27 protein-coding genes are annotated in these 23956 nt (G+C 64.0%); 18 read left to right on the top strand and 9 right to left on the bottom strand.

The genetic code is table 11. The features are described 5' to 3' along the window. Positions 1-169: 169 nt before the first annotated feature. Genes yaaA through tapT form a run of 3 tightly spaced genes read right to left on the bottom strand, consistent with a single transcriptional unit; the run spans position 170 to position 3142 of the window. Positions 170-943 carry a peroxide stress protein YaaA gene (gene yaaA, locus AB5Y72_RS18125; RefSeq protein WP_209793647.1) on the bottom strand — a complete coding sequence of 258 codons (774 nt, stop codon included), beginning with the start codon at positions 941-943 and terminating at the stop codon, positions 170-172. A 31-nt stretch (positions 944-974) separates the two neighbouring features. Beyond that, positions 975-2084 (bottom strand): PilT/PilU family type 4a pilus ATPase, encoded by a 1110-nt coding sequence (locus AB5Y72_RS18120; protein WP_209793646.1) that lies wholly within the window; start codon positions 2082-2084, stop codon positions 975-977. A 23-nt stretch (positions 2085-2107) separates the two neighbouring features. Next, complete coding sequence (gene tapT / locus AB5Y72_RS18115) at positions 2108-3142, bottom strand: type IVa pilus ATPase TapT (protein ID WP_042079327.1); 1035 nt, start codon at positions 3140-3142, stop codon at positions 2108-2110. Between the two features lie 39 nt (positions 3143-3181). On the opposite strand from tapT, the gene AB5Y72_RS18110 reads away from it, so the two are divergent. From AB5Y72_RS18110 to AB5Y72_RS18090, 5 genes are all read left to right on the top strand, one after another. Continuing rightward, entirely contained in the window at positions 3182-3883 is a 702-nt protein-coding gene (locus AB5Y72_RS18110; protein ID WP_209793645.1) for a YggS family pyridoxal phosphate-dependent enzyme, read from the top strand. 200 nt (positions 3884-4083) lie between these two features. Then, entirely contained in the window at positions 4084-4908 is an 825-nt protein-coding gene (proC, locus tag AB5Y72_RS18105) for a pyrroline-5-carboxylate reductase (RefSeq protein WP_209793644.1), read from the top strand. Between the two features lie 24 nt (positions 4909-4932). Then, entirely contained in the window at positions 4933-5484 is a 552-nt protein-coding gene (locus AB5Y72_RS18100; RefSeq protein ID WP_209793643.1) for a YggT family protein, read from the top strand. After that, positions 5484-5792, top strand: a complete 309-nt coding sequence (yggU, locus tag AB5Y72_RS18095) for a DUF167 family protein YggU (protein ID WP_209793642.1) — start codon at positions 5484-5486, stop codon at positions 5790-5792. The genes AB5Y72_RS18100 and yggU overlap by 1 nt, the downstream gene beginning before the upstream one ends. A 4-nt stretch (positions 5793-5796) precedes the next feature. Then, positions 5797-6216, top strand: a complete 420-nt coding sequence (locus tag AB5Y72_RS18090) for a DUF4426 domain-containing protein (protein ID WP_042079322.1) — start codon at positions 5797-5799, stop codon at positions 6214-6216. A gap of 77 nt (positions 6217-6293) precedes the next feature. Here AB5Y72_RS18090 and AB5Y72_RS18085 read toward each other — a convergent pair whose 3' ends face one another. From AB5Y72_RS18085 to AB5Y72_RS18075, 3 genes are all read right to left on the bottom strand, one after another. Then, positions 6294-7124 carry a CPBP family intramembrane glutamic endopeptidase gene (locus tag AB5Y72_RS18085; RefSeq protein WP_325783241.1) on the bottom strand — a complete coding sequence of 277 codons (831 nt, stop codon included), beginning with the start codon at positions 7122-7124 and terminating at the stop codon, positions 6294-6296. A gap of 184 nt (positions 7125-7308) precedes the next feature. Then, positions 7309-7599, bottom strand: a complete 291-nt coding sequence (locus AB5Y72_RS18080; RefSeq protein WP_042079320.1) for a hypothetical protein — start codon at positions 7597-7599, stop codon at positions 7309-7311. A 50-nt stretch (positions 7600-7649) separates the two neighbouring features. After that, complete coding sequence (locus AB5Y72_RS18075; RefSeq protein WP_325783239.1) at positions 7650-8024, bottom strand: YacL family protein; 375 nt, start codon at positions 8022-8024, stop codon at positions 7650-7652. 196 nt (positions 8025-8220) lie between these two features. On the opposite strand from AB5Y72_RS18075, the gene AB5Y72_RS18070 reads away from it, so the two are divergent. The 7 genes from AB5Y72_RS18070 (at position 8221) to AB5Y72_RS18040 (ending at position 15630) form a co-directional block, all read left to right on the top strand. Continuing rightward, entirely contained in the window at positions 8221-9336 is a 1116-nt protein-coding gene (locus AB5Y72_RS18070; RefSeq protein WP_325783238.1) for a sugar diacid recognition domain-containing protein, read from the top strand. A 119-nt stretch (positions 9337-9455) separates the two neighbouring features. After that, entirely contained in the window at positions 9456-10718 is a 1263-nt protein-coding gene (locus tag AB5Y72_RS18065; protein WP_318162064.1) for a GntP family permease, read from the top strand. Between the two features lie 9 nt (positions 10719-10727). Continuing rightward, the gene (locus AB5Y72_RS18060) at positions 10728-11861 is read left to right on the top strand and encodes a glycerate kinase (RefSeq protein WP_325783236.1); all 1134 of its coding nucleotides are present in this window, start codon (positions 10728-10730) and stop codon (positions 11859-11861) included. Between the two features lie 212 nt (positions 11862-12073). After that, entirely contained in the window at positions 12074-12637 is a 564-nt protein-coding gene (locus tag AB5Y72_RS18055) for an NnrU family protein (protein WP_325783235.1), read from the top strand. A gap of 59 nt (positions 12638-12696) precedes the next feature. Beyond that, positions 12697-13233: a glutathione peroxidase gene (locus tag AB5Y72_RS18050; protein WP_042079314.1), complete on the top strand. Its 537-nt coding sequence runs from the start codon at positions 12697-12699 to the stop codon at positions 13231-13233. A gap of 82 nt (positions 13234-13315) precedes the next feature. Further along, positions 13316-14251 (top strand): LysR family transcriptional regulator, encoded by a 936-nt coding sequence (locus AB5Y72_RS18045; protein WP_325783267.1) that lies wholly within the window; start codon positions 13316-13318, stop codon positions 14249-14251. A gap of 182 nt (positions 14252-14433) precedes the next feature. Then, positions 14434-15630 carry a NupC/NupG family nucleoside CNT transporter gene (locus AB5Y72_RS18040; protein ID WP_042079312.1) on the top strand — a complete coding sequence of 399 codons (1197 nt, stop codon included), beginning with the start codon at positions 14434-14436 and terminating at the stop codon, positions 15628-15630. A gap of 368 nt (positions 15631-15998) precedes the next feature. Here the strand turns inward: AB5Y72_RS18040 and AB5Y72_RS18035 are convergent, their stop codons facing one another. Next, positions 15999-16493 carry a methylated-DNA--[protein]-cysteine S-methyltransferase gene (locus AB5Y72_RS18035; RefSeq protein WP_042079311.1) on the bottom strand — a complete coding sequence of 165 codons (495 nt, stop codon included), beginning with the start codon at positions 16491-16493 and terminating at the stop codon, positions 15999-16001. Between the two features lie 31 nt (positions 16494-16524). Continuing rightward, positions 16525-16941, bottom strand: coding sequence for an alternative ribosome rescue aminoacyl-tRNA hydrolase ArfB (gene arfB, locus AB5Y72_RS18030; RefSeq protein WP_042079310.1), 417 nt, complete (start codon positions 16939-16941; stop codon positions 16525-16527). 201 nt (positions 16942-17142) lie between these two features. Between arfB and glnK the strand changes: the two genes are divergently transcribed. The 5 genes from glnK (at position 17143) to AB5Y72_RS18005 (ending at position 22443) form a co-directional block, all read left to right on the top strand. Continuing rightward, positions 17143-17481, top strand: coding sequence for a P-II family nitrogen regulator (gene glnK / locus AB5Y72_RS18025; protein ID WP_005332325.1), 339 nt, complete (start codon positions 17143-17145; stop codon positions 17479-17481). Between the two features lie 218 nt (positions 17482-17699). After that, a complete protein-coding gene (locus AB5Y72_RS18020) occupies positions 17700-18704 on the top strand; it encodes a Fe(3+) ABC transporter substrate-binding protein (RefSeq protein WP_209793633.1) in 1005 nt (334 codons plus the stop codon). A 39-nt stretch (positions 18705-18743) separates the two neighbouring features. After that, the gene (locus AB5Y72_RS18015; RefSeq protein WP_368199374.1) at positions 18744-20369 is read left to right on the top strand and encodes an ABC transporter permease; all 1626 of its coding nucleotides are present in this window, start codon (positions 18744-18746) and stop codon (positions 20367-20369) included. Positions 20370-20413: 44 nt separating this feature from the next. Then, on the top strand, positions 20414-21448 hold the full coding sequence (locus AB5Y72_RS18010) for an ABC transporter ATP-binding protein (RefSeq protein ID WP_368199372.1): 1035 nt from the start codon (positions 20414-20416) through the stop codon (positions 21446-21448). An 89-nt stretch (positions 21449-21537) separates the two neighbouring features. Continuing rightward, positions 21538-22443: a Dyp-type peroxidase gene (locus tag AB5Y72_RS18005; RefSeq protein ID WP_368199370.1), complete on the top strand. Its 906-nt coding sequence runs from the start codon at positions 21538-21540 to the stop codon at positions 22441-22443. An 84-nt stretch (positions 22444-22527) separates the two neighbouring features. On the opposite strand, the gene argR is transcribed toward AB5Y72_RS18005, so the two are convergent. Continuing rightward, the gene (argR, locus tag AB5Y72_RS18000; protein ID WP_005308670.1) at positions 22528-22998 is read right to left on the bottom strand and encodes a transcriptional regulator ArgR; all 471 of its coding nucleotides are present in this window, start codon (positions 22996-22998) and stop codon (positions 22528-22530) included. A 200-nt stretch (positions 22999-23198) separates the two neighbouring features. On the opposite strand from argR, the gene AB5Y72_RS17995 reads away from it, so the two are divergent. Continuing rightward, a complete protein-coding gene (locus tag AB5Y72_RS17995) occupies positions 23199-23939 on the top strand; it encodes an ATP-binding cassette domain-containing protein (RefSeq protein ID WP_042079305.1) in 741 nt (246 codons plus the stop codon). Positions 23940-23956: the final 17 nt, after the last annotated feature.

Below are 23956 nucleotides of genomic sequence, written 5' to 3'. Positions count from 1 at the left end.
GCCCGCCAGAACGGCCATCCCCGGATGGCCGTTCTGCTGTCCGGCGCCTGCCGATGGGTGGAAAAGAAAAAAGCCGACGCATGAACGTCGGCCAACAAAAAGTGCTTACAACAGAGGATTCACAGAGTCAGACCCGAGGATCCCTGACTTGGTTCCCTGCTGGGTGTAATTAATTTTCAGCGCGCTTGAACATCAGGGTGTTGGCATCGGACTCTTCCGGTACGAAGTAGTAGCCGTCGGCGTTGAAGCCGGTCAGCTGTTCCACCCTGGTGAGGCGGTGCTTGATGATGTGGCGGGCCATCATGCCGCGCGCCTTCTTGGCGTAGAAGCTGATGATCTTGAACTGGCCGTTCTTCTCGTCCTTGAACACCGGCGTGACGATGCGCCCCCGCAGGGCCTTGGGGCGCACCGACTTGAAATATTCGTCGGAAGCCAGGTTGATCAGCACCTCGTCCCCCTGGGCGGCCAGCGCCTGGTTCAGGTGTTCCGTGATGATGTCGCCCCAGAACTGGTAGAGATCCTTGCCGCGCGCGTTGTCCAGGCGAATGCCCATCTCCAGCCGGTAGGGCATCATCAGGTCGAGCGGGCGCAGCACCCCGTAGAGGCCGGAGAGCATGCGCAGGTGCTCCTGGGCGAAGTCGAGATCCCCGTCGTCGAAGTCGTCCACCGCCAGCCCCGTGTAGACGTCCCCCTTGAACGCCAGCAAGGCCTGGCGGGCGTTGGCCGGGCTGAAGTCGGGTTGCCACTGGGCAAAGCGGGCGGCGTTGAGGCCGGCCAGCTTGTCGCTGATCTTCATCAGGCTGGCGATCTGATCCGGGCTCAGCTGGCGGGCCCGGCCGATCAGCTCGGCGGAGTGGTCCAGCAGCTCGGGTTGGGTGAAACGGGACGTCACCAGGGGCGACTCGTAATCCAGCGTCTTGGCCGGGGAAACCACAATCAGCATAACGATCCTTTATAGCGGTGACGCACGCCCCTCATTCATCCAGGGTGACGTTGTCGAGAGTACCTGCACCCAGCTGCTCGCGCCCCGACAGCTTGATCAGCAGTCGCAGGTCGTTGGCGGAGTCGGCATGGGCAAGGGCCTCACTGTAGCCAATTTGGCCGGCGCAGAACAGGGTGAACAGCGCCTGATCGAAGGTCTGCATGCCGAGCTCGGTGGATTTGGTCATCACCTCCTTGAGCCGATGCATCTCCCCCTTGCGGACGATGTCGGTGATGAGGGGGGTGTTGAGCAGGATTTCGAAGGCGGCGAAGCGGCGACTCCCGTCGATGCTCGGCAGCAGTTGTTGTGCGACGATGGCGCGCAGGTTGAAGGAGAGATCGAACAGGAACTGGCGGTGCTTCTCCTGGGGAACCAGGTGGAGGATGCGATCCAGCGCCTGGTTGGCATTGTTGGCGTGCAGGGTGGCGAGGCAGAGGTGGCCCGTCTCGGCAAACTGGATGGCGAACTCCATGGTCTCCTGGTTGCGGATCTCGCCGATCAGGATGACGTCCGGTGCCTGGCGCAGGGAGTTTCTGAGCGCCACGTCGAAGGAGCCGGTGTCGATGCCGACCTCCCGCTGGGTCACCAGGCAGCGACCGTGCTGGTGGACGAACTCCACCGGGTCTTCCACCGTCAGGATGTGGCCGTCGCCATGCTGGTTGCGATAGCCGAGCATGGCCGCCTGGGTGGTGGATTTGCCGGCGCCCGTGGCGCCGACGAACAGCACCAGGCCGCGCTTGGCCATGGCGACGTCCTGCAATATCGGGGGCAGCACCAGCTCGTCGAAGGTGGGAATACGGGTCTCGATGCGGCGCAGCACCATGCCCGGCAGGTCCTGTTGCCAGAAGGCGCTGACCCGAAAGCGCCCAAGCCCCTCACGATGGATGGCGTAGTTGGCCTCCCGGGTGTGCTGGTAGCGTTCGAAATGCTCGGCATCCAGGCTGCTCTTGACCAGGGCCAGCGCGGTCTGTCTGTCCAGCGGGGCTTCTCCGAGCGGCACCAGGCGCCCGTTGACCTTGAGAGTGGGGGGGGCATCGACCGTGATGAAGAGGTCCGAGCCCTTTTGTTCAACCAGTGCTGCGAGCAGAACATCCATGTCCATGGCATCTCCTTGGGTGTGCGAGCTTAAATGGTGTTGGGGTCGACCGCCTTGGCCTTAGCGTCGAGGGCGGCGACGATCCCCCGGTTGACCAGCTGCTTGAGGCTCTGGTCCATGGTCTGCATGCCGTGGGTCATCCCGGTCTGGATGACGGAGTAGAGCTGGGCCACCTTGTCCTCCCGGATGAGGTTGCGCACGGCGGGAATGCCCATCATGATCTCGTGGGCCGCCACCCGGCCACCCCCGATCCGCTTGAGCAGGGTCTGGGAGATGACCGCGCGCAGGGATTCGGACAGCATGGAACGCACCATGTCCTTCTCCGAGCCGGGGAAGACGTCGATGATACGGTCTATGGTCTTGGCCGCCGACGAGGTGTGCAGGGTGCCAAACACCAGGTGGCCGGTCTCGGCCGCCGTCATGGCGAGGCGGATGGTCTCGAGGTCGCGCATCTCCCCCACCAGTATGATGTCCGGGTCTTCCCGCAGGGCCGAGCGCAGGGCGTTGCTGAAGCTCTTGGTGTCGCGGTGCACCTCCCGCTGGTTGACCAGGCAGCGCTTGTTCTCGTGCACGAATTCGATGGGATCCTCGATGGTGAGGATGTGGTGGTGGAAGTTGTCGTTGATGTAGTCAACCATGGCCGCCAGGGTGGTGGACTTGCCCGAACCGGTCGGTCCTGTCACCAGCACCAGGCCGCGGGGAAACTCCGCTATCTTGCGAAATATCTCGGGTGCCGCCAGATCGTCCAGGGTCAGGACTGTGCTCGGAATGGTACGGAACACGGCGCCCGAGCCCCGCGCCTGCTGGAAGGCGTTGACCCGGAAGCGCGCCATGCCGGGCACCTCGAAGGAGAAGTCCACCTCGAAGTTCTCCTCCAGCTCCTTGCGCTGGTGGTCGTTCATGATGTCGTAGATGAGGGCATGGACTTCCCGGTGATCCAGGGCGGGCAAATTGATCTTGCGAACCTCCCCGTCAACCCTGATCATCGGAGGGACCCCGGCGGAGAGGTGTAGATCCGAGGCCTTATGCTTTACACTGAATGCCAATAACTCTGTGATATCCATAGATTTGTTATTCTCCCATCACAAGATCACGAACGAAATATGAGCCAGATTGCCCAGCACCTGCTTCAGGTAAAGGAACGTATTGTAGAGGCTGCACGACGCGTCGGCCGTGGCGCCGATCATATCCAGTTGCTGGCGGTCAGCAAGACCAAGCCGCTGGTGGACATCCAGGCCGCCTATGCCGCCGGTCAGCGGCGCTTCGGCGAATCCTACGCCCAGGAGGCGGCCCTCAAGATAGATGCCCTGCGTGAGCAGGCCGCCTGCACAGACATAGAGTGGCACTTTATCGGCCCGCTGCAATCGAACAAGTCCAAACTGGTGGCGGAGCGGTTCGACTGGGTGCAAAGCGTCGATCGCGACAAGCTCATCGAGCGTCTCAACAACCTGCGTCCTGCCGGGTTGGCGCCGCTAAATATCTGTCTGCAAATCAATATTAGCGGAGAGAGCAGCAAATCCGGTACGTCGGAGCAAGAGATTTTCCGCCTGGCCGCTCTGGTGGCCCGGAGTGAACGCCTGGTGCTGCGCGGCCTGATGGCGATCCCCGAGCACACCCGTGACGAGGCGGTGCTGGCCGCCCAGATGGCACGCATGCAGGCTCTGTTCACCGAGCTTGCGCAACAATACCCGAGTGTCGATACCCTCTCGATGGGCATGACCGAGGATCTCGAGCCCGCCATCGCCCATGGCAGCACCATGGTGCGGGTCGGTACCGCCATCTTCGGTGCCCGCGACTATTCATGAGCAGGCCCCCGCGATGTCAGGCGGGGCTTGCGCTTTTTTCAGGCAACAGGAGCGTTTGATGCCATTGCCGGCCCAGGGCGGTCAGAACGGGCATCCGCAGCGCTGTCAGCAACAGGAGTGTTTGATGCAGCAGAGAACCCTCGTCCTTATCGGGGCGGGCATGCGGGGCTCCGCAGCCATTTCATCAGCAGGAGTCCAGGATGCAGCATAGAATTCTCGCCTTCATCGGCGCAGGCAACATGAGCCGCAGTATCATTGCCGGCCTCGTCCAGGCCGGCTACCCGGCCGATCGTATCATCGCCGCCAACCCCAGCCGTCCCAAGCTGGACGAGCTGGCCAGCCGGTTTGGCATTCGCGTCACCCAGGACAATGCCGAGGCGGCCCGTGAGGCCGAGGTGATCGTGCTGGCGGTCAAGCCCCAGCTGATGGCGGGCATGCTGACGACGCTGGTGGCCGAACTCGGGTCGCTGGCGGGCAAGCTGCTCGTCTCCATCGCCGCCGGCATCAGGGTGGCGCGTTTGCAGGAGATGGCGGGAGGCCATGGCCGCATCATCCGCACCATGCCCAACACCCCCTCCCTGCTGGGGCTGGGGATGACGGGGCTCTACGCGCCGCCCGGCATCGAGCAGGCCGATCGCGACTTCGCCGAGCAGATGATGCAGGCGGTGGGCAAGACCCTCTGGGTGGAGCAGGAGTCCGGCATCAACGGCGTCATCGCGGCGGCGGGCAGTGCCCCGGCCTACTTCTTCCTGTTCATGCAGGCGATTGCCGAAGAGGCGGAGGCCATGGGCTTCTCCCCCGAACAGGCCAGGCTGCTGGTGCAGCAGACGGCGCTGGGCGCCGCCGCCATGGTGGAGCAGAACCCGGACCTCTCCCTGCAGACCCTGCGGGAGCAGGTGACCAGCAAGGGGGGGACCACGGCCGAGGCCGTCAAGACCTTCCAGGAGCAGGGGCTGATGGCGCTGACCGCGCGAGCCATGCAGGCGGCCGTTACCCGGGCCGGCGAGATGGAAACCCTTTTTTGAACCCTCTTTTAGCAAGGAACCCGGATGAACACGGCTTACTTTTTGATTAACACGGTTTTTGATCTCTACCTCATGGTGGTACTGCTGCGGGTCTGGCTGCAGTGGGCCCGCGCCGACTTCTACAACCCCATGAGCCAGATGGTGGTCAAGCTGACCAATCCCCTGGTGGTGCCCCTGCGTCGCGTCATTCCCGGCTTTGGCGGGCTGGACATGGCCTCGGTGCTGCTGGCGCTGCTCATCGCCTTCGCCAAGCTGGCGCTGCTCAAGAGCATGAACGTGCTGCTGACAGACTGGCTGACCCTCAGCCTGTTTGCACTGCTCACCGTGCTGAAGAAGGCGGGCTCCATGATCTTCTGGATCCTGCTGATCCGCGCCATCCTGAGCTGGGTCAGCCAGGGTCGCAACCCCATCGAATACGTGATGCACCAGCTGACCGAGCCTTTCCTGGCACCGATCCGCCGCATCCTGCCCGCCCTGGGAGGGCTGGATCTCTCCGTGCTGGTCGCCTTCATCGCGCTGCAGGCCATAAACTATCTGTTGGGGGATCTGTTCGGTCAGCTGTGGTGGATGATCTGATGCCCGCCGTCCTGCTGGAAGGGGACGAGCTGGTGTTGCATCTGATGATCCAGCCCAAGGCGAGCCGGGATCAGATCGTCGGTTTGCACGGGGACGAGTTGAAAGTGGCCATCACGGCGCCGCCGGTGGATGGCCAGGCCAACAGTCACCTGATCAGGTATCTGGCCAAGCAGTGCAAGGTGGCCAAGGGGCAGGTTCGCATCGTGCGGGGAGAGCTGGGTCGCCACAAGACGGTTGCCATCGAGGCGCCGAGGCAGATCCCCGCCGAGATCGCCGCCCTGCTGGAGAGTGGAACACGAGAAGGATGACATCATGAAAACAGTCTGGATGAGCTGCCTGCTGGCGCTCTTGATGACGTTGCCACTGCGGGCCGAACAGATGAAGGAGCTGGGCCCCTGGCAGGTGCACTACAGCGCCTTCAACTCCAGCTTCCTCACCCCCGAGGTGGCCAAGGCCTATGGCCTGGAGCGCAGCCGTTACAACGGCATCGTCAACATCGCGGTGCAGAACAAGCAGGGGGTGGCGCAGGCAGTGGGGATCAGCGGGGAGGCCAAGAACCTCACCGGCACCATCCGTACCCTGAGCTTCCAGGAGGTGAAGGAGGGGGATTCCATCTACTACCTGGCGGTGTTGCCCTACCGCAACGAGGACACCTACCAGTTCACCCTGACGATCATGGGGGAGGGGCAGCAGCAGACGCTGAGCTTCCAGCAGACCTTCTACGTCGACTAGGCGCTCTGTGAGATGGGATGCCCCGAACCGGTAGGTTCGGGGCATTTTTTTGCCCGCTGGGAGCCGTTCCCCCGGGCTTAGCGGCTGGCCAGCGGGTAGGTGAACAGGGCCAGGTGGGCGAAGTTGAACAGGAAGTGCAGCAGGATGACGACGCCGAGGCGCCCGCTCAGGTGGAACGCCAGGCCGTAGCAGGCGCCCGCCAGGGTGGCGAACAACACCAGCAGCGGGCCGCCGGCCAGGTGTGCCACCCCGAACAGCAGGCTGGCGATGAGAATGCCCAGCCAGACCCGGGTGCGCCGGGTGATGGCCTGCTGGAGAAAGCCCCGGAACAGCGCCTCCTCCGCCACGCAGGTGAACAGCAGGTTGTTGAGGGCGAACAGCCACCACCAGTGAGGCAGCCCCACCTCGGGTCTCAGGGCCCCCAGTTGCCAGGCGGTGATCAGCAGGGCCGACAGCGGCAACAGCAGCAGGGCCAGCGGGCGCCAGCGCAGGGGGCCACCCGGACCCAGCAGCGCGGGCCAGGCCAGCAACAGGCCGAAGAAGAGCAGCGGCTTGTCGAGATTGAGGTACATGTTGAACGGCACGCTGGCGGGGCCGGCCCGCACCTGGTCCAGCACCTTCAGATTGCTGAACCCCGGGACGAGATGCAGTGTCAGGGCGACGGCCCAGAGCAGCACCAGGGCGAGGGCCATCGGGCGCCAGGGTGGTGGCAGGCTGGGAGTCTGCCAGGCCAGCAGCAGTCCGGCGAGGCTGATTAGCAGGGCCGGAGGCGTGATGCGGCCAAGGGCAAGGGCGCCGAGCAGGGTGATGCCCAGCAGGATCAGGCCGGGTGTGCGTTGGCGGGCGAGGCAGAGCAGCACGGCCAGGGCCAGGGCGGCCCAGATCAGGGCATCGGGAAGTGGCAGCATTGAGTCTCCTTGTTGGTTCCAAGGGGCGCACCTTAACGAGCTGCTTCCTCTTGCACAAGGCGCAATGGACTGGTCGGAGCCCTGGATGCACCATCTTGCCGATGGTTCTGACAATAAAAAAGCCGGAGCTGAGGCTCCGGCTTTGGGGAGAGGTGGTGGCTAGGCTGACGGGGCCCAAGCCAGATTAACGACCGGATTCGGCGATGACCCGGGCGATGATGTCGGCACGCTTGCTCGCTTCCAGCTCGCCCAGGGCGATGAGGCCGGCCTTGAAGATCACGTTCTTTGGCAGGCTGACGTCGTCCAGGGTGGTGATGGCCTCCACGTGCATGCCGTTCAGGCGGCTGGCGTCTCGGGGGCTCAGGTTGACCTGGGTGTTCAGCACCTGCTTGCCCTTCTTCTTGGGCTGGGCGGCTTTCTTCGGTTGATCCTGTTCGTCTTCCGGCAGTTCGTCATCAAAATCGTAAATAGACATAGTCAATCCTGTTGGGTTGCAATGGGCATGCTCGCCCGAAATATGAGAGATCAGCCCATATCCTCGTTGCGGATAAAGGCGCGCCAGGAGACAAGCACCTGGGCAAAGTCTTCCAGCCCGCACATGGCCAGCTGTTCATCATCGTAGTAGGCGAGATCGTCGAGATCTTCGTCCTGCTCGATATTGAGGACATTGGCCTTCACCTCGGCCTCCTCGTGGGTCAGCAGCAGGGAGTAGTCGCCGCCGAGCAGCCGATATTCGGTGCGGGTCCGGCCGGATAGCTGGTCGATGATGGCGAACAGCTCGTCGAGCTTCTCCTCGTCCTTGCCCACTTCGTCGATCAGCCACTGGCCGATGGCCTCGTGGCACATGGAGAACCGGGCGCGATAGCCACCGAACGGGTCGCGGCGAAATTCATAATCCATAGCGGAGTCCATACCGGATGGGGGGAGCCACCCTGCCACGGTGCGGCATGACGCCGGATCCCTGATCCAGGGCGGGGCACAGATGGCGTAAAGTGGCCTATTCTAGCGATCCCCCCCGCACTTGTCTTGAAGATGTGGGATCTTTGCCCCGGCGCCGGCACTTTACAGCCAGCCCGGTCCCCGTGTTGGAGATGTTATGCAGCTAAACGAGACCCTGGCCCGGCAGATAGTGAGCAGGGCGATGAAGATACTATCGTTCTCGGTCAACGTGATGGACGAGCGGGGCCTGATCATAGCGTCCGGCAACCCGGAGCGGCTGCACCAGCGCCATGAGGGGGCCGTGCTGGCCCTGACCGAGAACCGGGTGGTGGAGATCAGCGACGCCACCGCCCGCCAGCTCAAGGGGGTGAGGCCCGGCATCAACCTGCCCATCGCCTATCAGGGGGAGCTGCTCGGGGTCATCGGCATCTCGGGGGATCCGGACATCGTTCGTGCTTACGCCGAGCTGGTGCGCATGACCGCCGAGCTTATCCTGGAGCAGGCGGCGCTCACCGAGCAGTTGCAGTGGGACAAGCGCCACAAGGAGGAGCTGGTGCTGCAGCTCATTCGCGGCGAGGGGCGGGCCGATCAGTTGCAGCAGGCGGCCCGCTTCCTCGAGCTGGATCTGGCCCAGCCTAGGGTGGTGGCCGTGCTGGCGCTGGAGGAGGCGGAGCCCGCCCGTCTGCGGGAACTGGTGCATCTGCTGGAAAACCCGGAGCGGGACAACCTGGTGGCCATCAACGGCCTGGACGAGATAGTGGTGCTCAAACCGGCCCAACTCAGTGACGGCGTCTGGCAGTCGGCGCAGGAGCGCAGCCGCATCAAGCAGCTGCTGACCCGTATCCCCCACTTTCGGGTGCGCATCGGGGTGGGTGATTACTTCGCCGGGATCGAAGGGCTGGCGCTCTCCTACCAGACGGCGCGGGACACCTTGCGCCGGGGCATGCGCCAGGCGCCGCGCAAGCAGGTCTACTTCTTCGAGGATTACCGGCTGCCGGTGCTGCTCGGCAGCCTGGCGGACTCCTGGCAGGCGGATCAGCTGCGCGCCCCCCTGCTCAGGCTGGCAAGGGAGGACGCCAAGGGGGTACTGCAGAAGACGCTGCGCCAGTATTTCTTGCAGGATTGTGATCTGCATCCCTGTGCCGAAGCCCTGTTCATCCATCCCAACACCCTGCGCTACCGGCTGACCCGGATAGAGCAGATAACAGGCTTGAGTTTCAACAAGTTAGACGACAAATTCCTGCTCTATCTCGGCCTGAATCTCGACGGCTGATTTGTTCGATTGAACAAAAACAGTCTGGATGGCAGCGAAAATTTTGGCTTTCTGACCAAAGCATTCCGGCCAGGGATCTCCATAATGGCGGCCACTCATTACAACAAAAGGTGCCCGTCATGATCCCTGTATCCGCGCTCGGCGCTCTCGCCGCGCTCTCCATCGCCATCTTCCTCATCCTGAAGAAGGTGCCGCCCGCCTACGGCATGATAGTCGGCGCCCTGGCCGGCGGCCTGATCGGCGGTGCCGACCTGACCCAGACCGTTGCCCTGATGATCGGCGGCGCCCAGGGGATCACCACGGCGGTGATGCGGATCCTGGCGGCCGGTGTGCTGGCCGGCGTGCTCATCGAGTCGGGTGCGGCGACCACCATCGCCGAGACCATAGTCAAGAAGCTCGGCGAAACCCGGGCCCTGCTGGCCCTGGCCCTAGCCACCCTGATCCTGACCGCGGTCGGCGTCTTCGTGGACGTGGCCGTCATCACGGTCGCCCCCATAGCGCTCGCCATCGCCCGCCGCGCCGATCTCTCCAAGGCGGCCATACTGCTGGCCATGATAGGCGGCGGCAAGGCGGGCAACGTCATGTCGCCCAACCCCAACGCCATCGCCGCGTCCGACGCCTTCCACCTGCCACTCACTTCTGTGATGGCGGCCGGCATCATCCCGGGTCTGTTCGGTCTGGTGATGGCCTACTGGCTCGCCAAGCGCCTCAACAACCGGGGCAGCAAGGTCGCGGCCGACGAGGTGGTGAGCTTCGATGGCAGCAAGCTGCCCGGCTTTGCCGCCGCCATCAGCGCGCCCCTGGTGGCCATACTGCTGCTGGCCCTGCGTCCTGTGGCCGGTATCGTCGTGGATCCGCTGATCGCGCTGCCCCTCGGCGGTCTGGTGGGCGCCCTGATGATGGGCAAGTTCGGCAAGGTGAACCAGTTTGCGGTCTCGGGCCTGGCCCGCATGGCGCCGGTGGCCATCATGCTGCTGGGTACCGGTACCCTGGCGGGCATCATCGCCAACTCCGGTCTCAAGGATGTGCTGATCAGCGGCCTGACCGCCTCCGGTCTGCCTTCCTACCTGCTGGCCCCCATCTCCGGTGCCCTGATGTCGCTGGCGACCGCCTCGACCACCGCCGGTACCGTCGTCGCCTCCAACGTGTTCAGCTCCACCCTGATCGAGCTCGGCATCAGCAGCCTGGCGGGGGCCGCCATGATCCACGCCGGTGCCACCGTGTTCGACCACATGCCCCACGGCTCCTTCTTCCACGCCACCGGGGGCAGCGTCCACATGGGCGTGAGCGAGCGGCTCAAGCTCATCCCCTACGAAACCGCCGTCGGCCTGACCATAGCCGCCGTCTCCACCCTGATGTTTGGCGTGTTCGGTCTCGCCTAAGGAACTGATATGAAAATTGTGATCGCCCCGGATTCATTCAAGGAGAGCCTGAGCGCCATGGCGGTGGCCGATGCCATCGAGGCCGGTTTCAAGCAGGTGCTGCCGGATGCCACCTACGTCAAGCTGCCCATGGCGGATGGCGGCGAGGGGACGGTGCAGTCCCTGGTGGACGCCACCGGCGGCCGCATCCTGCCGGTGGAGGTGACCGCCCCCCTCGGCAACCGGGTGCAGGGCTTCGTCGGTCTGCTGGGGGATGGCGAGCGGGCCGTCATCGAGATGGCGGCCGCCTCCGGCCTGCATCTGGTGGAACCCGAGCGGCGCAATCCCCTGCATACCTCGAGCTTTGGCACCGGCGAGCTCATCCTGGCGGCGCTGGAGATGGGGGTGACTCACCTTATCCTCGGCATCGGCGGCAGTGCCACCAACGACGGCGGCGCCGGCATGATCCAGGCCCTCGGCGGCAAGTTGCTCAAGGACGATGGCTCTGCCATCGAGTTGGGTGGCGCCGGTCTGGCCGAGCTGGCGACCATAGACCTGAGCGGACTGGATCCTCGCCTGGCCGGGCTCCACATCGAGGTGGCCTGCGACGTGGACAATCCGCTCTGCGGTCCGAAAGGGGCCTCTGCGGTGTTTGGCCCGCAGAAGGGGGCGACCCCCGGGATGGTGGCGCAGCTGGACGCCAACCTGGCCCGCTACGCCGATTGCATCGAGCAGGCGCTCGGCAAGCAGGTCAGGGAGATCCCGGGGGCGGGGGCCGCCGGTGGCATGGGCGCCGCCCTGGTGGGCCTGCTCGGCGCCGAGCTCAAGCCCGGCATCCAGATCGTCATCGAAGCCCTGAAACTGGCCGAGGCAGTGGCCGACGCGGATCTCGTCATCACCGGCGAGGGGCGCATCGACAGCCAGAGCATCCACGGCAAGACGCCCATCGGGGTGGCCCGCTGTGCCAAGCGGTTCGGCAAACCGGTGATCGGCATCGCCGGCTGCCTCACCGATGATTGCGGCGTGGTGCATGAGCACGGGCTCGATGCGGTGTTCGCCGTGGTCAACCGCGCCATGTCCCTGCAGGAGGCGCTGGCCACCGCCACCACCAACCTGCAGCTCACGGCCCGCAACGTGGCCGCCCTCTATCTATTGCGCAAATAGCCCCTCTCCTGGCCGGCGCGACGCGCCGGCCACACCCAGCCCCGTGTAGCGGATGTGGCTGCCTCGCGGCAGACCTTCTGACGCACCTTGCCGATCCCAGGATCGGCTTTTTTATTATCCCGCTGTCTTTTATATGGTTTTTGTATTCTGGCGAGGGGCTTTGCGGCATAGTGATCTCCTTATTGCGAGGAGCCATCTTTGAGGAACAACCCATGATCCTGCTGACCCTGGGGGTAGTGTTGTTTGCCCTGACGCACCTCTATCCCTGTTTCGCCGCGACCCATCGCGCCCGTCTGCGTGAGCGGCTGGGGGAGAACCGCTACAAGGGGCTCTTCTCGCTGCTGGTGTTCGTCGCCATCGGCTGCATCCTCGCCGGCTGGCGCAGCGCCAGCCCGTTGCCGCTCTATTTCCTGCCTCCCTGGGGGCCGACTCTGGTGATGGTGGCCATGCCCGTCTCGCTGATCCTGCTGTGCGCAGGCCAGGGCGCGAACCATTTCCGGCGCTGGCTGGTGCATCCCCAACTGCTCGGGGTGCTGCTCTGGTCGGGGGCCCATCTGACGGTCAACAGCGCGGCCCGCTCCCTGGTGCTGTTCGGCGGCATCGGCCTCTGGGCGCTGGTCAGCATCGTCTGGATTTCGGTGCGGGACTGGCAGCAGAAGCCGCGGCCCGAGGCGAGCTGGCAGGGGACCGGGATCAGCCTGGGGGCCGGGCTGGCGCTCACGGCCCTGCTCATCTTCTGGGGCCACGGCTGGCTGACCGGGATCCCGCTGCACTGATCCCTGAACCAGGTTCGGGGATCTTGCGTATGATGGAGAAAACGCGAGGAGTCACGTCGATGAAATGGTTCACCCTGCTGTTGTTGCTCGGCTCGGGCGCGGCGTCCGCCGCCTGCCCCGACTACTTCAACGTGGAGATGCGGGAGCTCAACAGCACCCAGCGCCACAACCTCTGCCGGCTGACCGAGGGCAAGGTGGTGCTGGTGGTCAACACCGCCTCCTACTGCGGGTACAGCGGCCAGTTCCGGGATCTGGAAGCCCTCTACCAGGGTTACAAGGAGAAGGGGCTGATGGTGCTGGGCTTCCCCTCCAACGACTTCTGGCAGGAGGCGGGCAACGAGAACAAGACCGCCGAGGTGTGCCGGCGCGACTACGGGGTGACCTTCCCCATGTTCAACCGGGTGGCGGTGCGGGGCTCGGATGCGGTGCCCCTGTTCAAGGGGCTGGCGGCCGCCGCCGACGGTGACGCCCCCAACTGGAACTTCCACAAATACCTGGTGGGCCGCGATGGCAAGCTGATTGCGAGCTATGGCGCCAACCAGAATCCGGCCGACGACCCTCTCAAGCGGCAGATCCTCGAGGCGCTCGGGCGCTGACCCTATCCCACGGCGGGCGGCTCTGGAATAATGGGGGCCCGCCATCCACCCAGGTTATGCCGTGCTGCAACGTCTTCCCCAAATGGTGATCTTCGACGCCCTGGTCCGCGAGCAGGGTATCTCGGCGGCCGCACGCCGGCTCGGGGTCTCCAAGTCCCACATCAGCAAGCAGCTCGCCCTGCTGGAAACCGCGCTCGGGGCCCAGCTGGTGCAGCGCACCACCCGCCGCTTCGTGCTCACCGAACTGGGTCAGGAGTATGCCCGCCACTGCCGCGCCCTGGTGGCGGTGGCGCTGGAGGCGGAATCCATGGTAGCGGAGCGCCGCGGCAAGGTGAGCGGCGTGCTCCACCTGGGGGTGGGCCAGTCCTTCGGCCGACTGCACGTGATCCCGCGGCTCAAGGCGTTTCAGGCGCGCTACCCGGATCTGGAGCTGGAGGTGTCCCTGTTCGATCACCGCACCAACCTGGTGGACGAGGGGCTGGATCTCTGGATCACCACCTACGAGGACAAGCCTGAGGCCCTGGTGGGGCAGCGGCTGGCGGACATCGGCTTCGTGCTGGTGGCCTCGCCGGACTATCTGCTGAGTCACGGCACGCCGCTGCATCCCAGGGATCTGGCCCGCCACAACTGCATCACCTACCAGAGCCGGGAGCGGCGCTACCACGAGTGGTCGTTTCGCCAGGGCAAGGAGCGGCAGACGGTGCAGGTGGCGGGCAACTACCGGGTGGATCTGGCGGAGGCGGTGCGGGACGCCGCCCTGGCCGGGCTCGGCATCGCCTATGTGGCCAACTACCTGCTGGACAAGGAGTTGCAGTCCGGCCAGCTCATCCCCCTGCTTCCCCAGTGGCAACCGAACCAGAAGATGGCGGTGCACGCTGTCTATGCCAGGCGAGAGCATCTGGACCCCAAGATCCGCCTCTTCATCGACTTCCTCAAGGAGTGCTTCGGACCCGAGCCCTACTGGGCGCAGCGGCTGGCCCCCTGGCTCGGGGGCAAATTGTCCGGCCTGGAGGAATGATCGTTTCCATGCAAGAACGCTGGCTTGAGTCCGGCTTCAAAGTCGAGTCAAATCAATCAGTTGACGCAACCGATATCGTGCAAACGTTTTTGCTAACAGGGTTGTAACCAGGCGGGCTTGCAGTGGCGAGGGCAGGGGAGCAGAATCCGCGCCCATCTTTTGCCCCACTGGATGGAATCCCCATGATCGCCCTGCTTGGTATCCTGAGCATCCTGGCCCTGGCCGCACTCTGCTCCGATAATCGTCGTCGTATCCCGTTGCGAACAGTAGGCTTCGCCCTCTGCCTGCAAGTGCTCTTCGCCGCCCTGGTGCTCTGGCTGCCCGCCGGCCAGCAGGCGCTCAACGGCGTCAGCGAAAGCGTCAGCAGCGTGATCGGTTACGGCCAGGAGGGGATCGCCTTCCTGTTCGGGGATCTGGCCAAGTTCAAGCTGGGCTTCATCTTCGCCTTCAACGTGCTGCCGGTGATCATCTTCTTCTCTGCCGTGATCGCCATCCTCTACCACATCGGCCTGATGCCCAAAGTCATCGCCCTGCTTGGCGGCGGCCTGCAGAAATTGCTGGGTACCGGCCGCGCCGAGAGCCTCTCCGCCACCGCCAACATCTTCGTCGGCATGGTGGAGGCGCCCCTGGTGGTCAAGCCCTATCTCTCCAGGATGTCCGACTCCCAGTTCTTCGCCGTGATGAGTTGCGGCCTGGCCTCGGTGGCCGGTGGCACCCTGGTGGGGTACGCCAGCATCGGGGTCGAGCTGAAGTATCTGATCGCCGCCGCCTTCATGTCCGCGCCTGCGGGGCTCGCCATGGCCAAGATCCTGGTGCCGCCCGCTGCCGAAGAGGTGGATCATCACGAGGACGTGGAGATCCCCCGCGCCACCAACGTCATTGAAGCGGCCGCCGATGGCGCCATGGCGGGTCTCAACATCGCGGTTGCCGTGGGGGCCACCCTGCTGGCCTTCGTCGGGGTGATCGCCCTGCTCAACGGCCTGCTGGGCTGGGCCGGTGACCTGGTGGGGCTGGAGCTGAGCTTCCAGATCATCCTGGGCTGGCTGTTTGCCCCCGTCTCCTGGCTGATCGGGGTGCCCTGGGAGCAGGCCCAGGCGGCTGGTGCGCTTATCGGCACCAAGATCGTCATCAACGAGTTCGTCGCCTTCATCGCCCTGGTACAGGATCAGACATTGAACGAGTCGAGCAAGGCCATCGTCACCTTCGCCCTGTGCGGTTTTGCCAACATCTCCTCCATGGCGATCCTCATCGGCGGCCTGGGGGCCATGGTGCCGGAGCGCAAGTCCTTCATCGCCCGCTACGGCATGCGCGCCATCCTGGCGGGGGTGCTGGCGAACCTGATGAGCGCCTCCCTGGCGGGGTTGTTCCTCGCGCTCTGAGGCCACCGCATCGGACAGGAGCCCGCTTCGGCGGGCTTTTTTGTGGCCGGACGACGGACAAAAAAAGCGCCTCTGGGGAGGCGCGGGGAAAAAGACAGATTGGAAGCGTCACATGGGTGCCACCTGGATGAGGGATGAGCCGTGCCATCCAAGTGTGACGCCATGATGCCTGACGGTGTCTGAAGCCCTTCTGAGGCGATTCTTCATACTCTGTTCATTTTGGAAATGCTGCCTGATGCCTGTGTGGTGCAGGACTCATGCTGCATTCATTAAAATGACTAGAGTTTTATCTTGCCTCCTCGCAAGGGGCTTATCCCCGGCAGCTTGCTGCGCCAGCAACCAACGCTTGATGGGGTGCCGTCTGATGGTCAGGGGGTCAGCGTGAAGTTGTCGGCAGTCTGTTGCTCCAGCGCCAGCAGCCAGCGTTTGATGGGGATGCCGCCGGCATAACCGGTCAGTGCGCCGCTGCGACCGATCACCCGGTGGCAGGGCACTATGATGCTCAAGGGGTTGCGGCCGTTGGCGGCGCCCACGGCGCGCACCGCCTTGGGGTTGCCGATGGCCTGGGCAATCTCGAGGTAGCTGACGGTCTCGCCATAGGGGATGTCGCACAGGGCGTGCCACACCGACTGCTGGAACGGCGTTCCCCGGGCGGCGAGGGGCAGATCAAACTGGCGCAGCCGGCCGGCGAAGTAGGCGGCGAACTGCTCGACGAAGGGGGCCAGGGCCTGATCATCCCGTTGCCATTCCGCCGTCGGGGTGACCGGCTGCTCTCCCCGGACGAACTCCACATAACGCAGGCCATGCCGATCGATGGCGACGAGCAGGGGGCCGTGACGACTCTCGCAAAAACTGTATTGCATCCTCTTCTCCTCCGGAGGGCTGCAAGGCTGGTCACTCCAGCCCGGGTTTGCCGCGGGCGGACTTGATCTCGCCCTTGCGCTTCTTGGCCTCGACCCGCTTGCGCTGGGCACTGCGGGTCGGCTTGGTGGCGTGACGCGCCTTGGGACGCCAGGCGGCTTTTTTCAGCAGCTCGGTCAGGCGGCTCATGGCCTCCTTACGGTTCATGTCCTGACTGCGGTGGGTCTCGACCCTGATCTGGATGAAGCCGTCGTGGACCCGGCTGTCGGCGAGCCTCTCCAGCCCCTCCTTGTAGAGGGGGGGCAGGCTGGGGGAGTCTCTGTAGTCGAAACGCAGCCAGACGGCGGAGTCGGTCTTGTTGACGTGCTGCCCCCCGGCCCCCTGGGCTCGCATGGTCTGGAACTGCAGCTCATGCCAGGGAATGATCACGCTCTGGGAGATGACTAACATGGGGCGATGCTCTCATTTGGTGCATCAAGGGAGTCTGGTGCAGCTTGGTGCCTCATTATGGGGCGAGATGCGCTTCCTTGGTGATCCTGAGCCGTAATGGCTCAAGGGTTGATGGCTATCTTAATGAAAATAAACAATAAAAATACTTGGCACAAGAATTGATGACCCATTCGTGACATACCATGGATTGGGAGCAACCAGATGAAGCTGATTACTGCGATTATCAAACCCTTCAAGTTGGACGACGTGCGCGAGGCCATCGCCAACCTGGGGGTGGAAGGCCTGACCGTCTCCGAGGTCAAGGGCTTCGGTCGCCAGAAGGGGCACACCGAATTATACCGGGGGGCCGAGTACCAGGTCGACTTCCTGCCGAAGGTAAAGCTGGAGATCGCCACCGCCGACGAGAACGTGGAAGGGGTGATCGAGGCCATCTGCAAGGCGGCCTACACCGGCAAGATAGGTGACGGCAAGATCTTCGTCTATGACCTGTTGCAGGCGGTGCGGATCCGCACCGGCGAGAGCGACGACGAGGCGCTCTGATACCCCGCGCCGCGGGGCCGTGAAGGTCAGGCTGCGACGCCTCAGCGGGGAGAGGCCGTCATCAAGGGACCGGATGAGACATCATCCGGTCCCTTTCATTTGTTCAATGGTTAAATATGTGATCCTACCTCCCTGAAGCGCCTTGATCCTGAGGCCGTGACTCGTGCAGAATGCAAACAAAAATGGTTATCAATCGATACGCACACAAGGAACGGACAATGAAAATGAAGATGCTGGCGCTGGCTCTCTCCACCCTGGCCGCCCAGTCGGCATTCGCCGCTGAAGTGAACGTCTACTCCACCCGTCAGGATGAGCTGATCAAGCCCATCATCCAGCAGTTCGAGAAGGAGACCGGGATCAAGGTCAACGTGGTGTTCGCCAAAGAGGGGTTGAACGAGCGTCTGGAGCGGGAAGGCAAGCTCTCCCCGGCGGATTTGATGCTGACCGTCGACATCAGCCGCCTGACCGACCTGGTGGACAAGGATCTGGTGCAGCCGGTGGACAGCAAGACCCTGCAGGAGAATATCCCCTCCATCTATCGGGATCCGGAGAACCGCTGGTTCGCCCTGACCACCCGGGTGCGCGCCATCTACTCCAGCAAGGAGCGCCTCGGCAAGCTCGCCACCATCAGCTACGAAGATCTGGCCAAGCCTGAATTCAAAGGAAAAATTTGTACCCGCAGCGGCAAGCACGAGTACAATGTGGCGCTGGTTTCCTCCATGATCGCCCATCACGGCATGGCGGATGCCAAAACCTGGCTGGAAGGGGTCAAGGCCAACCTGGCACGCAAGCCGCAGGGCAACGACCGGGATCAGGTCAAGGCGATCAAGGACGGCATCTGCGATGTCTCCCTGGGCAACAGCTACTACCTGGGCGCCATGCTGAAGGATCCGGCGCAGAAGTCCTGGGCCGAGGCGGTCGAGATCAACTTCCCGAACCAGGGGGATCGCGGTGCCCACGTGAACGTGAGCGGCGTGGCCATGACCAAGTACGCCAAGAACAAGGAGGCGGCCCAGAAGCTGATGGAGTTCCTCTCCGGCGACACCGCCCAGCACATGTATGCGGACGTGAATGCCGAGTACCCGGTCAAGGCCGGGGTGGAACCCTCCGCCATGGTCAAGTCCTGGGGCAGTTTCAAGTCTGACTCCCTGCCGGTCAGCGACTATGCCAAGCATCGCAAGGACGCCTTGCAACTGCTTGATGAAGTGAAATTCGACTTGTAATCAGATGGGGCCGATGGCCCCATCAACATCTGTGGACTCATGAAACATTTTGGATGGATTGCCGGCAGCTGGGCCACCGCCCTGCTGCTGGGTTTGCCGGTACTTGCCCTCGTCTTCTCCGCCTTCTCGGCCGACGGGGATCTGTTTGCCCACCTCGCCGATACGGTACTGACCGATTACCTTCGCAACACCTCGGGCCTGGTGCTGGGGGTGGCGGCGCTCAGCCTGTTGTTCGGGGTGCCTACCGCCTGGCTGGTGGCCATGTGCCAGGTGCCGGGGCGCCGCGCCCTGCAGTGGGCGCTGATGCTGCCCATGGCCATGCCCTCCTACATAGTGGCCTACGTCTATACGGATCTGCTCGACTACTCGGGCCCGTTGCAGGCGGGGCTGCGCACCCTGTTTGACTGGCAGAGCCCGGCCGACTACTGGTTCCCGGCCATTCGCTCCCTCGGCGGTGCCGCCTGGGTGCTGGCCCTGGTGCTCTTCCCCTATGTCTATCTGCTGGCGCGCGCCTCCTTCCTGGAGCAGTCGGTCAGCCTCATTCACTCCAGCCGGCTGCTCGGCTGCACCCCCTGGCAGAGCTTTCGCCGTCTCAGCCTGCCGCTGGCCCGCCCCGCCATCATGGTGGGGGTATCCCTGGTGGCGATGGAAACCCTGGCCGACTTCGCCACCGTCCACTTCTTCGCCATCAACACCCTGACCACGGCGGTCTATGACACCTGGCTCGGTTACGGCAGCCTGGCCACCGCCGCCAAGCTCTCCTGCCTGATGCTGCTGGCGGTGGTGCTGCTCATCGCCATTGAGCGCCGCTCCCGCCAGCGCCAGCAGGTGTTCCAGAAATCCATGGGGTTCGAGCAGCCGATGCGCTATCCCCTCAAGGGAGGGCGCCGCGTGCTGGCCGCGATCTGGTGCTGGGGCCTGGTGCTGGCGGGCTTCGTCCTGCCGTTCGCGATCCTGCTGGACTACGGGGTGCGCTATTTCGCGCTGTCGTGGACGCCGGAGTTCGTTCGCTTCGCCGGCAACAGCCTGACGGTCTCGGCGTTGACCGCATTGCTCGCCATGGCCATCGCCCTGCTGCTCGGCTTCTTCCGCCGTCTTGACGGGGGCACCCGCAGCCTGCTGCCCCTGCGCATCGCCGCCATGGGCTACGCCATGCCGGGCACAGTGCTCGCCATCGGGGTGCTGGTACCGCTGACGGCGCTGGACTTTGGCATCAACGATCTGGCCGACTGGCTCGGGATACAGGGGCCGGGTCTGCTCTTGACCGGCACCCTCACCGCCATCGTGTTCGGCTACCTGGTGCGCTTCGTGGCCATCGCCATCGGCTCGGTGGAGAGCAGCATGAACAAGGTTTCCCCCAGTCTCGACATGGCGGCCCGCTCCCTGGGGCAGGGGGCGGGCGGCATGCTGCGGCGTATCCACCTGCCGCTGGTGCGACGCGGCCTCTTTGCCGGCGCCATGCTGGTATTCATCGAATCCATGAAGGAGCTGCCTGCCGCCCTGTTGCTGCGGCCGTTCAACTTCGAGACCCTGGCGACCCACGTCTACCAGTTCGTCTCGGACGAGATGCTGGAGCGGGGAGCGCTCGGCGCCATCGTCATCGTGCTGGTGGGGCTGGTCCCCCTGGTCTGGATCAACCGCAGTCTGGACGGCCCGGGCCACTGAGCGCGTCGTCCCGCCCGGCGTCAACACGCGAGAGGAAAAGTACCTTGTCCTGCCTGAATATCGAGAAGGTCAGCTGCCGCTACAACGGTCGCAATGTGCTGGAACAGCTATCCCTGACGGTGGCCGACAACGAGATCGTCTGCCTGCTGGGGGCGAGCGGCTGTGGCAAGACCACCTTGCTCAAGGCCGTCGCCGGCCTGTTGCCGCTGGCCGAAGGAGAGATCCGTCTCGGCGATATGCTGCTGGACGGAGAGGGTCAGAGCGTGCCGCCGGAGGCGCGCCACATCGGCATGATCTTCCAGGATTACGCCCTCTTCCCCCATCTGACGGTGGCACAGAATGTCGGCTTCGGGCTGATCCGGCTCGATCGCGGCAGCCGCCAGCAGCAGGTGGAAGAGGCGCTGGCGCTGGTCAATCTGCAGGGCCTGGGGGAGCGCTATCCCCATCAGCTCTCCGGCGGCCAGCAGCAGCGGGTGGCCATCGCCCGCGCCCTGGTCTGCAAGCCGAGGCTGATGCTGCTGGACGAGCCCTTCTCCAACATCGACACCCAGGTGCGGATGAAGCTGATCCTCGAGATCCGTACTCTGCTCAAGCAGCAGGGCATAGGGGCCATCTTCGTCAGCCACAGCAAGGAGGAGGCGTTCGCCTTCGCCGACCGGCTGGCGCTGTTTCGGGCCGGTCACATCGAGCAGGCGGGGCAGCCTGAGCAGCTCTATCGCCGCCCACAGAACCGCTTCGTGGCGGAATTTCTCGGCGGGGTCAACTATCTGGCGGCCGAGGTGGTGGACAGCCACTGCGTGAAGACCATCCTGGGCACCATCTGTGGCCAGGAGCCCCATGGCCGTGCGGTCGGGGAGCGGCTGCAACTCATGCTCAGGCCCCAGCAGCTGGTGCTGACGGCGGCGGCTGACGGCGAACTCGAGGTGCGGGAGCAGCACTTCCTGGGTCATCACTGCCGGGTGCTGGTGGATTGTGCCGGCCAGTCGCTGGAGGCCAGCATCGGCGAGCCCCTGGAAGGGAAGAGGGCGCGGGTGACCGTGGCCCCCCATGCCCTGGTGTTGTTTGACCCTTTGCCCTGATGGCGTGATATCGTCGTGAAATCAATGAACTGGGGTTGCACTGGTTTATAATCGCGCCACGCCTTTAGCCAATGTCTTTGGAGAGAGAAATGAAAGCCCAAGCCGGGATCTGCGCAGAGCCGAATCTGCATGCCCTCTATCTGATGTTCAATCGCACCGGCGACGGTGCCGCCCTGGCGGCCCGCCTGGCCAGCCTGCCGGCGCTGTGGGACGCGGTGAGCGCCGACTTCCCCGATGCCGCCTTCAGCGGCCTGGTGGCCGTGGGTGCCGAGGGCTGGGATGCCATCTATCCGGTGGCCCGTCCACCCCAGTTCCGCGGCTTTATGGCGCAGGAGGCCAATGGCAACAAGGCGCCGAACACTCCGTTCGATCTGTTCGTGCAGCTGAGGGCCGACCGGGTCGACGTGCTGCACCACGCCGGTCAGCGGGTGATGGCCCTGCTGGCCGGACTGGTGGTGCTGGCCGAAGAGGTGCGCGGTTTTCGCAACCTCGACTGCCGGGATCTGACCGGCTTCGTCGACGGCACCGAGAACCCGCAGGATGAGCACAGGGCCGAAGTGGCGCTGCTGGACGGCGGCGAGTTCGCCGGCGGCTCCTATCTCCACGTGCAGCGCTGGGTCCACGCCATGAGCGACTGGGAGAAGCTGGCCCTGAAGGAGCAGGAAGACATCATAGGCCGCACCAAGGTGGACAACATCGAATACGAGTCCGCCGACAAGCCGCTCACTTCCCACATCAAGCGGGTCAACCTCAAGACCCCGAAGGGGGAGTCCATGGAGATCCTGCGCCAGAGCATGCCCTGGGGCACCATGAGCGAGCAGGGGCTCTACTTCATCTCCTGCTGCCGCACGCCGCTGCACTTCAACGCCATGCTGGCCAGCATGTACAAGGGGGAGGGCAGTCACTTCGATCACCTGCTGCGCTTCACCCGGGCGGTGACCGGCGCGGCCTTCTTCGCCCCGTCCGTCGACTTCCTGGTGGCCCAGGGCAATTAAGCCTGTCTTACTCGCAGATAACAAAAATCCCGGCCTTGGCCGGGATTTTTCGTTTGGGATGCCGTCTCGACGACGGCCACCCGATCAGGGGGTCTGCTCGAACAGTTCGAGGGCGGAGAGGTAGAGCTCCTCGATGTCGGTGTCGCTGGTCGGCGTGATGAAGATGGTGTCGTCACCGGCGATGGTGCCGAGGATCCCTTCGGCCTTGCCGAGGGAGTCGAGCAGGCGGGCGATGAGCTGGGCTGCCCCCGGGCTGGTGTGGATCACCACCAGGGCGCCGTTGTGGTCGACGTCAAGGACCAGATTCTTGAGGGGACTGGAGGTGGTGGGGACACCCAGCTCCACCGGCAGGCAGTACACCATCTCCATCTTGGCGTTGCGGGTGCGGACGGCGCCGAAGCGACTCAGCATGCGCGAGACCTTGGACTGGTTGATGTTCTCGAAGCCCATCTCTTGCAGGGCAGTCACTATCTCTGCCTGGGAGCCGAACCGCTCCTCTTTCAGCAAGGCTTTAAAGGCCTTGGCCAGTTTTTCTTGCTTGTCGTTATGTTTCATCTTGGACTCACGAATGAGGGGGGTGACCGCCTGTCACGCTCAGGCGGCAGATACGAACAGCGCTGCTATTTTGCATTCATATGCCTCTTTTGGCAAGGAAGCGGCGCTTGTTCTGCATATTGATTCAAATATAGCTTGCATCAATGTATGCCGGCGCTAGAATCAGGACGAAATTTTGAAAACTTATTCAATTGGGCTGTATGGGTATCGAATTAATCGGCGTCGAAAAATCCTGGCACAAGGTGCCGGTACTGCAACAGGTGAGCTTTCGGACCGCTCCCGGCGAGACCTTGGTATTGCTGGGCCCGAGCGGTGCGGGCAAGAGCTCCCTGCTGCGCATGATGAACCTGCTGGACACCCCGGACGCCGGTGTGCTGCGCATCGCGGGCAGTGAATTTTCTTTCCCGTCCAGCCTCTCCGCCGCCGAGTTCAACCGTCAGGCTCAGGCCTTGCGCCGCAAGGTGGGCATGGTGTTCCAGCAGTACAATCTGTGGCCCCACCTCACCGTGATGGAGAACCTGATCGAAGCCCCGGTCAAGGTCCTCGGCATGAGCCGAGAGGCGGCCATCGACAAGGGAGCCTACCTGCTGGCCCAGTTGCAGCTGGCCGACAAGCGCGATGCCTGGCCGGCACGCCTCTCCGGTGGCCAGCAGCAGCGGGTGGCCATCGCCCGTACCCTGATGATGGATCCCCAGGTGCTGCTGTTTGACGAGCCGACGGCGGCCCTGGACCCCGAAATTACCAAAGAGGTGGCGGAGATCATCCGCACCCTGAGCCAGACCGGCATCACCCAGGTGGTGGTGACCCACGAGGTGGAGTTCGCCCGCAAGGTGGCCAGTCAGGTGATCTATCTGGAGAAGGGGCGGATCATCGAATCCGGCACCGCCGCCATCTTCCAGGCCCCGCAAACCAGCCGGTTTGCCGAATTCTTGATGCATTGATATTGAGTCGATAAGGA

Origin of the sequence: Aeromonas sp. R7-4, from assembly GCF_040908055.1 — a bacterium.
Lineage (GTDB): Bacteria > Pseudomonadota > Gammaproteobacteria > Enterobacterales > Aeromonadaceae > Aeromonas > Aeromonas sanarellii.
Note: the sequence above shows the minus strand (reverse complement) of the source record. Positions and strands in the feature narration are given on the sequence as shown.

Bases quoted from the DNA above. Each gene is read 5' to 3' on its own strand.
- yaaA (WP_209793647.1), bottom strand. From the start codon at position 943: ATGCTGATTGTGGTTTCCCCGGCCAAGACGCTGGATTACGAGTCGCCC.
- AB5Y72_RS18120 (WP_209793646.1), bottom strand. From the start codon at position 2,084: ATGGACATGGATGTTCTGCTCGCAGCACTGGTTGAACAAAAGGGCTCG.
- tapT (WP_042079327.1), bottom strand. From the start codon at position 3,142: ATGGATATCACAGAGTTATTGGCATTCAGTGTAAAGCATAAGGCCTCG.
- AB5Y72_RS18110 (WP_209793645.1), top strand. From the start codon at position 3,182: ATGAGCCAGATTGCCCAGCACCTGCTTCAGGTAAAGGAACGTATTGTA.
- proC (WP_209793644.1), top strand. From the start codon at position 4,084: ATGCAGCATAGAATTCTCGCCTTCATCGGCGCAGGCAACATGAGCCGC.
- AB5Y72_RS18100 (WP_209793643.1), top strand. From the start codon at position 4,933: ATGAACACGGCTTACTTTTTGATTAACACGGTTTTTGATCTCTACCTC.
- yggU (WP_209793642.1), top strand. From the start codon at position 5,484: ATGCCCGCCGTCCTGCTGGAAGGGGACGAGCTGGTGTTGCATCTGATG.
- AB5Y72_RS18090 (WP_042079322.1), top strand. From the start codon at position 5,797: ATGAAAACAGTCTGGATGAGCTGCCTGCTGGCGCTCTTGATGACGTTG.
- AB5Y72_RS18085 (WP_325783241.1), bottom strand. From the start codon at position 7,124: ATGCTGCCACTTCCCGATGCCCTGATCTGGGCCGCCCTGGCCCTGGCC.
- AB5Y72_RS18080 (WP_042079320.1), bottom strand. From the start codon at position 7,599: ATGTCTATTTACGATTTTGATGACGAACTGCCGGAAGACGAACAGGAT.
- AB5Y72_RS18075 (WP_325783239.1), bottom strand. From the start codon at position 8,024: ATGGATTATGAATTTCGCCGCGACCCGTTCGGTGGCTATCGCGCCCGG.
- AB5Y72_RS18070 (WP_325783238.1), top strand. From the start codon at position 8,221: ATGCAGCTAAACGAGACCCTGGCCCGGCAGATAGTGAGCAGGGCGATG.
- AB5Y72_RS18065 (WP_318162064.1), top strand. From the start codon at position 9,456: ATGATCCCTGTATCCGCGCTCGGCGCTCTCGCCGCGCTCTCCATCGCC.
- AB5Y72_RS18060 (WP_325783236.1), top strand. From the start codon at position 10,728: ATGAAAATTGTGATCGCCCCGGATTCATTCAAGGAGAGCCTGAGCGCC.
- AB5Y72_RS18055 (WP_325783235.1), top strand. From the start codon at position 12,074: ATGATCCTGCTGACCCTGGGGGTAGTGTTGTTTGCCCTGACGCACCTC.
- AB5Y72_RS18050 (WP_042079314.1), top strand. From the start codon at position 12,697: ATGAAATGGTTCACCCTGCTGTTGTTGCTCGGCTCGGGCGCGGCGTCC.
- AB5Y72_RS18045 (WP_325783267.1), top strand. From the start codon at position 13,316: ATGGTGATCTTCGACGCCCTGGTCCGCGAGCAGGGTATCTCGGCGGCC.
- AB5Y72_RS18040 (WP_042079312.1), top strand. From the start codon at position 14,434: ATGATCGCCCTGCTTGGTATCCTGAGCATCCTGGCCCTGGCCGCACTC.
- AB5Y72_RS18035 (WP_042079311.1), bottom strand. From the start codon at position 16,493: ATGCAATACAGTTTTTGCGAGAGTCGTCACGGCCCCCTGCTCGTCGCC.
- arfB (WP_042079310.1), bottom strand. From the start codon at position 16,941: ATGTTAGTCATCTCCCAGAGCGTGATCATTCCCTGGCATGAGCTGCAG.
- glnK (WP_005332325.1), top strand. From the start codon at position 17,143: ATGAAGCTGATTACTGCGATTATCAAACCCTTCAAGTTGGACGACGTG.
- AB5Y72_RS18020 (WP_209793633.1), top strand. From the start codon at position 17,700: ATGAAAATGAAGATGCTGGCGCTGGCTCTCTCCACCCTGGCCGCCCAG.
- AB5Y72_RS18015 (WP_368199374.1), top strand. From the start codon at position 18,744: ATGAAACATTTTGGATGGATTGCCGGCAGCTGGGCCACCGCCCTGCTG.
- AB5Y72_RS18005 (WP_368199370.1), top strand. From the start codon at position 21,538: ATGAAAGCCCAAGCCGGGATCTGCGCAGAGCCGAATCTGCATGCCCTC.
- argR (WP_005308670.1), bottom strand. From the start codon at position 22,998: ATGAAACATAACGACAAGCAAGAAAAACTGGCCAAGGCCTTTAAAGCC.
- AB5Y72_RS17995 (WP_042079305.1), top strand. From the start codon at position 23,199: ATGGGTATCGAATTAATCGGCGTCGAAAAATCCTGGCACAAGGTGCCG.